Here is a 12576-nt window from a genome sequence, read left to right on the forward strand (position 1 = left end):
CAGCAAGGTGCTGCGAGGCTGCGTCCATGACGCAGACGCAGGAACCGGCGCGCAGTCGTACCTTCACCTGGTCGGACCCGGCGGCCAACGCGGCCCAGGTCGGTCGGCGAAGCGGCCTCGACATGCTCCGGGCGATGATCGCAGGCGAGTTGGCCGCGCCGCCGGTGATGCACCTGATCGACATGGCCCGGATGGAGGCCGACGAGGGGCGGGTCGTCGTCGAGCTGATTCCGCAGGAGTTCCACTACAACCCGCTCGGCACCGTCCACGGTGGAGTCCTCTCGACGCTGCTGGACACCGCCGCCGGATGCGCCGTGCACACCACGCTGCCCGCCGGCGTCGGCTACACCTCGCTGGACCTCAACGTGAAGTTCCTCCGCCCGGTCACCGTCGACAGCGGCACGCTGCGCTGCGAGGGCACGGTGCTGCAGAGCGGCCGCCGCACGGCCCTGGCCGAGGCCCGCATCACCGACGCCAGCGCCCGCCTGATAGCCCACGCCACCAGCACCTGCCTCCTCTTCCCCCTCACCACTGCCTAACCCCACCCAGCCCGCGATCTTGCACTTGCTGTCGCCGGAATGCGGCGGCTGCGCGGATAGGCCCCGGCAGCAAGTGCAAGATCGCGGGGCAGGGTGCGACGGGGACGGGGCGCGGGTGGGGTTTAGCGGAGGGCGAGGCGGGCGGCTCGGGCGTCGCGCTTTTCCTCGAAGCGGCTCGCGGCGCGCTCCAGGGTTTCCAGCTGAGCGGCCAGCTCCTCGCGGGCGGCTTCGCCGTCGGCGTCGAGGCCGGTCACGTTGAAGACGTCCCACTGACGCAGCACCGGCTGGAGCACCTCGTCGCGGTGCTGGCGCAGGTCGTAGATGCCGGCCAGGGCGATCGCCACCGACTTGCGGGCGAAACCCTCGATGCCGCTGCCCGGCATCTGGAAGTCGGCCACCACGTCGGCGACTGCCCGCATGGCCTGACTCGGGGCCAGCTCGAACGAGGCGGCGAGCAGGTTGCGGTAGAAGACCATGTGCAGGTTCTCGTCGGCTGCCACCCGGGCCAGCAGCGCCTCGCAGGCGGGGTCGCCGGTGGCCTTGCCGGTGTTGCGGTGCGAGATGCGGGTGGCCAACTCCTGGAACGAGACGTACGCCAGCGAGTGCAGCACCTCGTCGCCGTGGGCGTTGGCGTAGCCCTCCGACATGTGCGTCATCCGGGCGCGCTCCAGCGCCACCGGGTCGACCGCCCGGCTGACCGTCAGGTAGTCGCGGATCGCCGTGCCGTGTCGGCCCTCCTCCGCGGTCCACCGGTGCACCCAGGTGCCCCACGCGCCGTCCCGGCCGAACAGGGTGGCGATCTCGTGGTGGTACGAGGGCAGGTTGTCCTCGGTCAGCAGGTTCACGATCAGCGCGGTGCGGGCCACCTCGGGAATGGTGGAGTCGGTCGGTGACCACGCCTCGCCTCCGAGCGGCCCGTCGAAGGTCCGCCCTTCGCTCCACGGCACGTACTCGTGCGGGAACCACTCCTTGGCCAGCGTGAGGTGGCGGTCGAGGTTGCGCGCAACCACCGGCTCCAACTCGACGAGGAGTGCGGTCTGGCTCAGTGTGGTACTCATGGTCACGAGAAGCTCCCTACGGTGGCGTAACTTACGCTACCGTAGGTCCCCGCAGCCGTATGCGCCAGTTGTGAGACTCACCTGACCAACGGCTTGACGTCCTCCTGGAGCGGCATCCACTCCCCCGCAACGGCCGTGACCTGCTCGCCGGAGCGGATGTCCTTCACCTCGTCCGGCGCGCCGTCGGCCCCCGGGAACCAGACGTACGGGATGCCGCGCCGCTCGGCGTAGCGGATCTGCTTGCCGAACTTCGCCGCGCTCGGCGACACCTCGGTCGGCACCCCGCGCCGCCGCAGCGCCTCGGCCACCCGGTTGCTGGATGTGCGCTGCTCCTCGCTGGTCACCGCGACGAGCACGGCGGTCGGCACCTCGCGGGAGATCGACAGCTCACCCGCACCGAAGAGCAGGCCGAGCAGCCGGGTCACCCCGATCGAGATCCCCACCCCGGGGTACGAGGTGGCGCCGGCACTGGCCAGGTTGTCGTACCGGCCGCCGGAGCAGATCGAGCCGAACCGCTCGTAGCCGCGCAGCTGGGTCTCGTAGACGGTGCCCGTGTAGTAATCCAGGCCACGGGCGATGCGCAGGTCCGCCACGCAGAGGCCGGGCGAGTGCTCGGCCGCGGTCTCCACCACCCGGACCAGCTCCTCGATGCCCTCGTCCAGCAGCGGGTCGGTCACTCCGAGCGCGCGGACGGCGTCGGCGAACGACGCGTCCGGAGCGGAGATCTCGGCCAGCGCCAGGCACGCCTTGGCCTGCGCCTCGCTCGCCCCGGCGGTCTGGGCCAGCAGCTCGGCCACCTTCGCCGGGCCGATCTTGTCGAGCTTGTCCACGGCGCGCAGCGCCGCCTCCGGGTCGGTCAGCCCGATGCCCCGGTAGAAGCCCTCGCAGATCTTGCGGTTGTTCACCTGGATCGTCACCGGCGGGATCGGCAGCGAGCGCAGCGCGTCCCCGATCACCAGCGGCATCTCCGCCTCGTGGTGCGGGGCCAGGGTGTCCCGGTCGACGATGTCGATGTCGGCCTGGACGAACTCCCGGTAGCGGCCCTCCTGCGGTCTCTCGCCCCGCCACACCTTCTGGATCTGGTAGCGGCGGAACGGGAAGGCCAGCTTGCCGGCGTTCTCCAGCACGTACCGGGCGAACGGCACGGTCAGGTCGAAGTGCAGGCCGAGCTGGTCGTCACCGCCCGCACCCTCGGCGTCGGCGTGCAGCCGCCGGATCACGTAGACCTCCTTCGAGGTCTCGCCCTTGCGCAGCAGCTGGTCCAGTGGCTCCACCGCGCGCGTCTCCAACGGGGCGAAACCGTACAGCTCGAAGGTGGCCCGGATCTTCTCAAGCACGAACTGCTCGATCATCCGCTGGCCGGGGGTCCACTCCGGGAAACCGGAGATGGGCGTGGGCTTGCTCATGGGCGTACTCCTTGCGGTTCCGCGCCCGCGGCGCGGTGGTGTCGTGGGTCCGCGCGCGGCGCGGACGAGAACTAGAGGCCCCGGGTGGGCGCCGCCGGGCGGCCGCCGCCGACCTGCGCCACCTCGATGAGGTACGGGTTGCTGGCGCGCTCGCGGCCGATGGTGGTGCTGGGGCCGTGGCCGGGCAGCACGACGGTGTCGTCGGCCAGCGGGAGGATCTTGTCGCGCAGGCTGGTGAGCATGGCGGGCATGCTCCCGCCCGGCAGGTCGGTGCGGCCGATCGAGCCGGCGAAGAGCACGTCGCCGGAGAGGCACAGCTCGTCGGCCTCCCAGCCCGACCCCGCAGCGGGCAGCCGGAACAGCACCGACCCGCCGGTATGGCCCGGGGCATGGTCGACGGCGATCTCCAGGCCGGCGAGCGTGAGGGTGGCGCCGTCGGTCAGCTCCGCCACGTCCTCCGGTTCCGTGTAGGTGAGCCGGCCGCCGAAGAGCGACGCCAGGTCGGCCGAGAGGCCCTTGGACGGGTCGGCCAGCATCTCCCGGTCGCCCGGGTGCACGTACGCGGTGATGCCGCGCGCACCGCAGACCGGCGCGACCGAGAAGGTGTGGTCGAGGTGGCCGTGGGTGAGCAGGACGGCGGCCGGATGCAGGCGGTGCTCGGCGAGCAGCACGTCGAGCTGGTCGAGCACACCGATGCCGGGGTCGACCACCACGCACTGCTCCCCCGGCGCGGTGGCAACCACGTAGCAGTTGGTGCCGAAGGCGTCCGCGGGAAAGCCGGCCACGAGCACGGGCGCTGTCCTTTCCGTCGAGCAGCTGTCGTCCTGTCCAGCAGCCTAACGGGCGGGCCGAGCGAGTTTGCCGCGTCCGTCCCTCCCACCCCGCGAGGCACAGTGACAACTCCCGATAAGCGCTGCTCGGAACGGGGTGGACCTCGTACACCACATTCCCAGTCGCTAGCCGTACACTCTGGCGGGCGTGTGGCGCGGCACACGTGGCGCCCGGACGGGCCGGGACGCCCGGCCGCCGGCGACAACCAGGTAGAGGAAAGGGGAGCACGGGTGGCTTCCAGCAGGGACCGGCAGCGCAAAATGGCGCGGGCCAAGCTCGACCGGCAGTTGGCTCGCCGGGCCGCCGCCACGCGGCGCCGTCGGCGGATCCAGGCCGGCGTCGGTGCCGCCCTGATCCTCGTACTGGTCGTGGCCGGCTCGGCCTGGGCACTCGGAGCCTTCGGCTCCGACCCGAAGCAGAACACGGCTGCGGAGGACACCTGCCTCTGGACGCCGCAGGACGCGACGACCAACACGAACCTCAAGGACGTCGGCACACCGGGGACCAAGGGCCTGCCCACCGACGGCACCCGGGCGATGACCGTGACCACCAACCAGGGCGCGCCGATCACCGCGGAGCTGAGCCTGACCAACTCGCCGTGCGCGGCGGCGAGCATCGCCCACCTGGCGAGCAAGTCGTTCTACGACAACACCAAGTGCCACGAGATCACCACCGAGGGCGCGCTGCGCTGCGGCGATCCCAGCGGCACCGGCCTCGGTGGGCCGACCTACTCGTTCTACGACGAGGAACTGCCGACCGTGCCGTCGGCGTCTCCGTCGGCCAGCCCGGCCCCCGGCCAGCCACCGACGTACCCGAAGGGCACCGTGGCGATGATCGCCAACCCGCCGGGCAACAACGGCAGCCAGTTCCTGCTCTTCTTCAAGGACTTCACCACCACCGACCCGAAGTACCCGGTGATCGGCCGGGTTACCGGCGGGCTGGATGTGGTGGAAAAGATCGGCGCTCTCCCGACCGTGGACAATGGGACCGGGGCCAAGGTCAAGCCCGGCACCGACGTGACGATCCAGAGCCTCACTGTCGGTGAGCCGGTCACCGGTGCGGCACCGTCGGCCTCCGGCGCCCCGGCCAGCAGCCCAAGCGCTGGCTGACCGGTCGCCACCACCCACCCAAGCGGCACCCCAGCAGCAGACAGCCAGGAGGATCCAGGCGTGACGTCCACCAGAGAGCGGCAGCGCGCGGCGGCACGCGCCCGGCTCGAGAAGGAGATGGCCGAGCGCGCGGCCAAGGCCCGCAAGCGGCGGCAGACGCAGGCGATCGTCAGCGCGGGTGCCGCGCTGGTGCTCGTGGTCGCCGGCACCGTCTGGCTGGCGATGACCCTCGGCGGCGACGACGACAAGCCCGACACCGCCGCTCAGGCGCCCGGCGCGTCCGAGTGCGCGTTCACCGCACTGCCCACTGAGCAGCGGCCCGCACAGATCAAGGACGTGGGGCTGCCGAGCAACGAGCAGTCCGCCACCGGCGTGCAGACCATGACGATCGACACCAACCTGGGCCCGATCACCGCCAAGGTCGACCGGTCGCTGGTGCCGTGCACGGCGGGCAGCTTCAGCTACCTCGCGGAGAAGAACTTCTTCGACAACACCAAGTGCCACCGCCTCGTGACCGAGGGCATCAAGGTGTTGCAGTGCGGTGACCCGAGCGCGACCGGCAACGGCTGGCGGGAGACCGACGGCACCGGAGGCCCGAGCTACCGTCTGCCCGAGGAGAACCTGCCCACCGACAAGCGCCCGCCGTACCCGGAGGGTGTCATCGCGATGGCCAACTCCGGCCAGCCGGGCAGCACCGGCAGCCAGTTCTTCATCGTCTACGGCGACTCGCCGCTGGACCCGGCGTACACGGTGGTGGGCACCATCACCGGCGGCCTGGACATCGTCAAGGACGTGGCCAAGAGCGGCGACGACGGGGCGTTCGCCCAGCAGGCCGGCGGTGGCCACCCGAAGAAGGAGGTCGTCATCAAGGACCTCATGATGAGCAACCCGCAGGGCTGACGCCCGAGAGCACGACGAAGCGCCCGCCGGCTGAGCCGGCGGGCGCTTCCGTGTGCGGGGTACGCGTCAGGCGCCGGAGGTGACCCGGTACGCGTCGAAGACGCCGTCCACCTTGCGGACCGTGGCCAGCAGGTGGCCCAGGTGCTTCGGGTCGGCCATCTCGAAGCTGAACCGGCTCACCGCCACCCGGTCGCGGGTGGTGGTGACGGTGGCGGAGAGGATGTTGACCCGCTCGTCGGAGAGCACCCGGGTGACGTCGGCCAGCAGCTTGTGCCGGTCGAGGGCCTCCACCTGGATGGCGACCAGGAACGTCGAGGCGGAGGTCAGCTTCCAACTCACCTCGACCACCCGCTCGCTCTGCGCCCGCAGGTCCTCCGCGTTGGCGCAGTCGTCACGGTGCACGCTCACCCCACCGGAGCGGGTGACGAAGCCGAACACCGAATCCGGTGGGACCGGGGTGCAGCAGCGGGCCAGCTTGATCCAGACGTCGCTGACGCCGCGGACCACGACACCGGGGTCGCTGCTGCTCTGCCGGCTACGCGGCGGCCGGGTGGCGACGGCGGTCTCGGCGATGTCCTCCGCCGCGCCCTCCTCGCCGCCGTACGCGGCCATCAGCTTCTGCACCACCGACTGCGCGGAGACCTGGCTGTCGCCGACCGCCGCGTAGAGCGACGCCACGTCGGCCAGGTGCAGGTCCCGGGCGATCGACATGAGCGCGTCGGAGGTGAGCATCCGCTGCAACGGCATGCCCTGCTTGCGCATCGCCTTGACGATCGAGTCCTTGCCGGCCTCGATCGCCTCCTCGCGCCGCTCCTTGTTGAAGTACTGGCGGATCTTCGTCCGGGCACGCGGGCTCTTGACGAAGCCCAGCCAGTCCTGAGTCGGGCCGGCGGTCTCGGACTTCGAGGTGAAGATCTCGATCACGTCGCCGTTGGAGAGCGTCGACTCCAGCGGCACCAACTTGCCGTTGACCCGCGCCCCGATGCACTTGTGCCCCACCTCGGTGTGCACCGCGTACGCGAAGTCCACCGGCGTCGACCCGGTCGGCAGCGGGATGACGTCACCCTTCGGGGTGAAGACGTACACCTCCTGGCTGGACAGGTCGAAGCGCAACGCGTCCAGGAACTCGCTCGGGTCGGCCGCCTCACGCTGCCAGTCGAGCAACTGCCGCAGCCAGGTCATCTCGTCGATGTGCGCCGGCGGGCCGACGATCTGGGTGCCCTTGTGCTCCTTGTACTTCCAGTGCGCGGCGATGCCGAACTCCGCCGTGCGGTGCATCGCGTACGTGCGGATCTGCATCTCCACCGGCTTGCCGGTGGGCCCGATGACCGTCGTGTGCAACGACTGGTACATGTTGAACTTGGGCATCGCGATGTAGTCCTTGAAGCGACCCGGCACCGGCTGCCAGTTGGCGTGGATCACACCCAGCGCCGCATAGCAGTCACGAACCGTGTCGACCAGGATCCGCACGCCGACCAGGTCGTAGATGTCGTTGAAGTCACGACCCCGCACGATCATCTTCTGGTAGATCGAGTAGAGGTGCTTCGGCCGCCCGGTGGTCTCCGCCTTGATCTTGGCGGCCTTCAGGTCGGTCTGCACCTTCTGCGTCACCTGCCGCAACAGCGCCTCGCGCTGCGGCTGGTGCTCCCCGATCAGCCGGTTGATCTCCTCGTAGCGCTTCGGGAACAACGTGCCGAAGGAGAGATCCTCCAGCTCCCACTTGATCGTGTTCATACCGAGCCGGTGCGCCAGCGGGGCCAGGATCTCCAGCGTCTCCTTGGCCTTCTGCTCCTGCTTGGGGCGAGGCAGGAACGTCAGGGTGCGCATGTTGTGCAGCCGGTCGGCCAGCTTGATCACCAGCACCCGCGGGTCCTTGGCCATCGCGACGACCATCTTGCGGATCGTCTCGGCCTTGGCCGCGTCACCCAGCTTGACCTTGTCGAGCTTCGTGACGCCGTCGACCAGCAGGGCGACCTCGCCACCGAAGTCGGCACGCATCTGGTCGAGGGTGTATTCGGTGTCCTCGATGGTGTCGTGCAGCAGCGCGGCGACCAGCGTGGTGGTGTCCATCCCCAGGTTGCCGAGGATGGTCGCCACCGCAAGGGGGTGGGTGATGTACGGGTCACCGGACTTGCGGTACTGCCCGGAGTGCCACCGCGCGGCCGTGTCGAAGGCGCGCTGGAGCAGACGGGCGTCGGCCTTGGGGTGGTTGTCACGGTGGCTCGCGATGAGCGGCTCCAGCACCTCGCTGACCTGCGAGGTCTGCCAGGGCGCGTTGAACCGGGCCAGCCGGGCCCGGACCCGCCGACCGGTGGGCGCGTTGGACAGCCCGAAGCCACCGCTCGGCGACGGGTCGATGCCCGCGTCGGTCGGGAACGGCACCACGACTCCATCGGCGCCCGGGGACGCCTCGGCGCTCGGCGGACCGCTGGTCGGCCGCACCGCGCTCTCGCCCGGGGCCTTGCCGGAGCCCGTCACCCGGGCCGGCGCGTCGCCTGTCCGGTCGGTCACCGAGCCGTCAGCGTCGCCTGTCGGGTGCACCGTGCCCTCCGCCGGAGGGACGACATCGTGGGACACCGGCCTCCTCACCGCTCGCCGGAAACACACCGGCCGAACATCGGCCGGCCTGGTCTCGCGCCGCCGGACGGCATACCGCCGGCGTCAGCAATGGGCAATGCTACCCGCCCGGGCGGGCCCCTGCCGCTCCGCCGGACGGTCGGCGCGGGCTCCGCCCGACCGGTCGGGGATCAAACGGTCAGCAGAGCATGTACGGGACGGGGCGCCAGCTTCTTCCGCCCGCCCAGGAAGCCGAGCTCCAGGAGCACGGTGAAGCCGGTGACGGTCCCGCCGGCCCGCTCGACGAGGTCCAGGGTCGCCTCGGCGGTGCCGCCGGTGGCCAGGACGTCGTCGACCACCAGCACCCGGTGCCCGGCGGTGAAGGCGTCCTCGTGCACCTCCAGGGTGGCCTCACCGTACTCAAGGGCGTACGAGATCGAGTGCGCCGGGCGGGGCAGCTTGCCGGCCTTGCGCACCGGCACCACGCCCACCCCGGCCGCGTACGCGACGGCTGCCGCGACGACGAACCCGCGTGCCTCGATGCCGACCACCACGTCGAAGGCGTCCCGCCCGTGGTACTCGACGATCCCGTCGACCACCTCACGGAAGACCTTCCCGTCGGCGAACAGCGGCATCAGGTCCTTGAACATGACGCCGGGCTTGGGGAAGTCGGGCACGTCCAGCACCCGGCTGGCGACCAGTTGGGCGGCCTCCGGGCCGCTGTCCCCGCGCACTGCGGTGCTGTGGGTCTCCGTCACGGCTGTTTCGTTTCCCTTCAACGACGACGGCGTCCGGCAATGCTGCTCGCACAGCATGCCGGACGCCGTTCGGGTGTTTCCTCCCGGGTCAGCGCCGCTTGGCGCCACCAGGCCGGTTGCCGCCGCCACCCGGGCGACCGCCCCGTGCACCGGTCGGTCGCTTGCCCGCCGGCCGAGCGCCCACCTTGGGGGCGGAACCGGCCAGCGCGGCGGCGTCCGGGTCGAGCGGCTCATCGCCCGCGTCGACCTGGGCCGGGCTCGGGGCACCCTTCGGGGTGACCTCGCCCCGGGCGAGGGCGCCCCGACGGGCCAGTACGCGCTTGTTGTGCGCCTGGATCCGCGGGTCGTAGTTCTTCAGCAACGCCAGCAGCGGCGTGGCCACCAGGATGGAGGTCACGAATGCCACCGCCATACCGACGAACAGCACCAGGCCGAGGTCCTTCAACGTGCCGGCGCCGAGCAGGCCGGCACCGATGAAGAGCAGACCGCCGACCGGCAGCAGGGCGACCACCGAGGTGTTCAGCGACCGCATCAGGCTCTGGTTGACGGCCAGGTTGGCCGCCTCGCCGTACGTCTGGTTGTTGTTGGCGGTGATGCCCCGGGTGTTCTCCTGGACCTTGTCGAAGACCACCACCACGTCGTAGAGCGCGAAGCCCAGGATGGTGAGGAAGCCGATGATCGTCGACGGGGTGACCTCGAAGCCGACCAGCGAGTAGATGCCGGCGGTGAGGACCAGGTTCGTGATCAGCGAGGCGACCGCGGCGACGGCCATCCGCCACTCGAAGCGCAGGATCAGGTAGACCATCACCAGCGCGATGAAGATGACCAGGCCGAGGACGGCCCGCTCGGTGACCTGGCTGCCCCACGCCTCGCTGACCTGGTTACCGCTGATCTGGTCGGCGTTGATGCCGAGGTCCTCGGCGATCTGGGCCTTGACGGCGTTGGCCTGCTCGACGTTGAGCTGCCCGGTGCGCAGCTCGTAGGAGTCGCCGCCGGGACCGCCGACCTTCTGCGCGGTGGCGACCTTGATGCCGGTGTTCTCGGCGTCGAGCGCCGAGTTGACCTCCCGCTCGGCGTCCTCGAGGGTGCCGACGCTGGCCGGCACCTGGAACGAGTTGCCGCCGGCGAACTCGATGCCGAGGCTGAAGCCGCGCAGCCCGAAGCTGAGGATCGCGATCAGGATCAGGACACCGGCGACGCCGAACCAGAGCTTGCGCCGGCCGACGATGTTGAGACCGGCCTCGCCGTTGTAGAGGCGGCTCGCCAGACCGTTTTCAGCCATCTCAGGCCTCCTTGGCGCGCGAATTGCGGGGCTGAGCCTGCTGGGTGCGGGCCGGAAGCGCCCGGCCCAGACCGCTGACCCGCGGGGACAGGAACGCCTGGGTCCGGGCGAACATCGTCATGATCGGGTGCCGGAACAGGAAGACCACGACCAGGTCGAGCACTGTGGCCAGGCCGAGGGCGAACGCGAAGCCCTTGACCGTACCGACCGAGACCACGTAGAGCACCACCGCGGAGAGCAGGGTGATCGCGTTGGCCGAAATGATCGTCCGGCGGGCCCGGATCCAGGCACGGGGTACCGCGCTGCGAGGGCTGCGCCCCTCTCTGATCTCGTCCTTCAATCGTTCGAAGTAGATGACGAACGAGTCCGCCGCCACACCGAGCGAGACGATCATGCCGGCGATGCCGGCGAGGGTGAGCGTGAAGCCGATCTGCCGGCCGAGGACCACCAACGCGCCGAAGACCAGCAACGCCGAGAGGATGAGGCTCAGGAAGATCACCGAGCCGAGCAGCCGGTAGTAGAAGAACGAGTAGATGATGACCAGCAGCATGCCGATGCCGGCCGCGAGCAGACCGGCGCGCAGGTGGCTGGCACCCAGGGTGGCGGTGACGTTCTGCGACTCCTGCGGCTCGAACGTCACCGGCAGCGCGCCGTACCGCAGCTGACCCGCGAGCGCATTGGCGTCCTTCTGGACAAAGTTGCCGGTGATCTGGGAGTTGCCGGTCAGCACGCCCTGGATCTCCGGGGAGGAGACAATCTTGTTGTCCAGCACGACGGCCACCCGGCACTTGCCGTCCTGACCGAGCGCGGTCGCGTCGCAGGCCTGGCCCTCGTTGTTGAACGCCTCACGGGTCAGCGCGGTCCACTTGCCCTGGCCGTTACCGGTGAAGTCCAGGCTGACCACCCAGGCGTTGGTCTGGTCGAGCACCGCGTCGGCGTCCGACACGTCGGTGCCGAGCACCTTGGCCTGGTCGAGCAGGTACTTGGAGACGCCGTCCTCGCAGGAGACGACCTGCTGCTTCGGGTCGGAGATCGACGCTGGCGGGCGTTCGTCGAGCTGCGCGCAGCCGATCGTCGGCACGTTGAACTGCATCTGCGCCGGCAGCACCGCGACCTCGCGCGCCGACAGCGTGCCGAACGGCTTGAGCTTGTCAGCCAGCGACGGGTCGGTGGCCAGGTCGGCGGGGGCCTGTAGACCGTTGGCGGCCTGCCACGAGGCGGCGCCGACCTTCTGCTCGACGGCCTTGCGCTGCTCCTCGATGCTGGCCGGCACCGGCTCGGCGCTGGCACTCGGCGACGGTGCGGCGGCGCTCGCCGAGGCGGACGCGGAGGGGGTCGGCGTGGCACTGGGCGACGCCGGGGCCATCCCGCCCTGACCGCCGCTGGGCGACGAGGTCGCCTTCGGCGCGCCGCTGCCCGACGGGGTCGGGACCGCACTGCCGGACGGGACCGCACTGCCGGACGGGACCGGCGTGGCGGCCGGCGGCACGGCAGCCGTCCCGCTGCCGTCGGCGGCCTTGAGCACCTTGCGGAAGCGCAACTCGGCCGCGCTGCCCACGTCGGTGAGGTCCCGGTTTTCACCGGGCAGGGAGATGACGATGTTCCGGTTGCCCTCGGTGACCACCTCGGCCTCGGCCACGCCGAACGCGTTGACCCGGCTCTCGATGATCTGGCGGGCCTCCTCGAGATTCTCTGCCGTCGGAGGCTTGCCGTCGACGCTGTTGGTCGCCTCCAGTGTCATCCGGGTGCCGCCGATGAGGTCCAGGCCGAGCTTGGGCTCAAGCCTGTCCTTCAGGCTGCCGCTGGCGCCGCCCGAGAAGAACACCAAAAGGTAAAGGACGACGAAGATGAACCCGAGCACGGCGAGCTGCCGCCCGGGGCGCATCTGTCCCTGAGGTGGTGCCACGGCTGTCCTGTCTCCCTGTACGGTCGCGCCGCTGTGCGCAGCGGCGGCGGGTGTCGGGCCGGGTCCCGGCCGACGGCTCTGCCCTGAGCCGACGAGGTGCCGACACGAGGGCCGGTCACGCCGGCGCAGGACACCGACGGTCACGGGAACGTGCCGACGTCCGGCGTCGACCCAACTATCCAGTTTTCACGTCTCGTCCGCTGCCCCGTCGGGCGCGGCGGTCCGGAAGCC

General features: G+C 70.5%; 10 protein-coding genes. 3 read left to right on the forward strand and 7 right to left on the reverse strand.

Translation table 11 applies throughout. The features are described from left to right. Positions 1-26 precede the first annotated feature (26 nt). On the forward strand, positions 27-539 hold the full coding sequence (locus ABZT18_RS18060) for a PaaI family thioesterase (RefSeq protein ID WP_354993703.1): 513 nt from the start codon (positions 27-29) through the stop codon (positions 537-539). A gap of 122 nt (positions 540-661) precedes the next feature. On the opposite strand, the gene ABZT18_RS18065 is transcribed toward ABZT18_RS18060, so the two are convergent. The 3 genes from ABZT18_RS18065 to ABZT18_RS18075 form a co-directional block, all read right to left on the reverse strand. Next, on the reverse strand, positions 662-1597 hold the full coding sequence (locus tag ABZT18_RS18065; RefSeq protein ID WP_354994046.1) for an acyl-ACP desaturase: 936 nt from the start codon (positions 1595-1597) through the stop codon (positions 662-664). Between the two features lie 77 nt (positions 1598-1674). After that, positions 1675-3003 carry a histidine--tRNA ligase gene (gene hisS, locus ABZT18_RS18070; protein ID WP_354993704.1) on the reverse strand — a complete coding sequence of 443 codons (1329 nt, stop codon included), beginning with the start codon at positions 3001-3003 and terminating at the stop codon, positions 1675-1677. 71 nt (positions 3004-3074) lie between these two features. Next, positions 3075-3794, reverse strand: coding sequence for an MBL fold metallo-hydrolase (locus tag ABZT18_RS18075; protein ID WP_354993705.1), 720 nt, complete (start codon positions 3792-3794; stop codon positions 3075-3077). 270 nt (positions 3795-4064) lie between these two features. Here ABZT18_RS18075 and ABZT18_RS18080 point away from each other — a divergent pair, with 270 nt between their 5' ends. Together ABZT18_RS18080 and ABZT18_RS18085 are read left to right on the forward strand one after the other, a co-directional pair. Further along, positions 4065-4943 carry a peptidylprolyl isomerase gene (locus ABZT18_RS18080; RefSeq protein WP_354993706.1) on the forward strand — a complete coding sequence of 293 codons (879 nt, stop codon included), beginning with the start codon at positions 4065-4067 and terminating at the stop codon, positions 4941-4943. 60 nt (positions 4944-5003) lie between these two features. Next, positions 5004-5843, forward strand: a complete 840-nt coding sequence (locus tag ABZT18_RS18085; protein WP_354993707.1) for a peptidylprolyl isomerase — start codon at positions 5004-5006, stop codon at positions 5841-5843. A 66-nt stretch (positions 5844-5909) separates the two neighbouring features. On the opposite strand, the gene ABZT18_RS18090 is transcribed toward ABZT18_RS18085, so the two are convergent. The 4 genes from ABZT18_RS18090 to secD all read right to left on the reverse strand — a co-directional run bounded on the left by ABZT18_RS18090 (position 5910) and on the right by secD (position 12345). After that, entirely contained in the window at positions 5910-8420 is a 2511-nt protein-coding gene (locus ABZT18_RS18090; RefSeq protein ID WP_354993708.1) for a RelA/SpoT family protein, read from the reverse strand. A gap of 170 nt (positions 8421-8590) precedes the next feature. Beyond that, complete coding sequence (locus tag ABZT18_RS18095) at positions 8591-9157, reverse strand: adenine phosphoribosyltransferase (RefSeq protein WP_354993709.1); 567 nt, start codon at positions 9155-9157, stop codon at positions 8591-8593. 88 nt (positions 9158-9245) lie between these two features. Further along, positions 9246-10439, reverse strand: a complete 1194-nt coding sequence (gene secF / locus ABZT18_RS18100) for a protein translocase subunit SecF (RefSeq protein ID WP_354993710.1) — start codon at positions 10437-10439, stop codon at positions 9246-9248. A 1-nt stretch (position 10440) separates the two neighbouring features. Further along, on the reverse strand, positions 10441-12345 hold the full coding sequence (gene secD, locus ABZT18_RS18105; RefSeq protein WP_354993711.1) for a protein translocase subunit SecD: 1905 nt from the start codon (positions 12343-12345) through the stop codon (positions 10441-10443). Positions 12346-12576 lie beyond the last annotated feature (231 nt).

Origin of the sequence: Micromonospora sp. NPDC005291 (assembly GCF_040607415.1) — a bacterium.
GTDB lineage: Bacteria > Actinomycetota > Actinomycetes > Mycobacteriales > Micromonosporaceae > Micromonospora.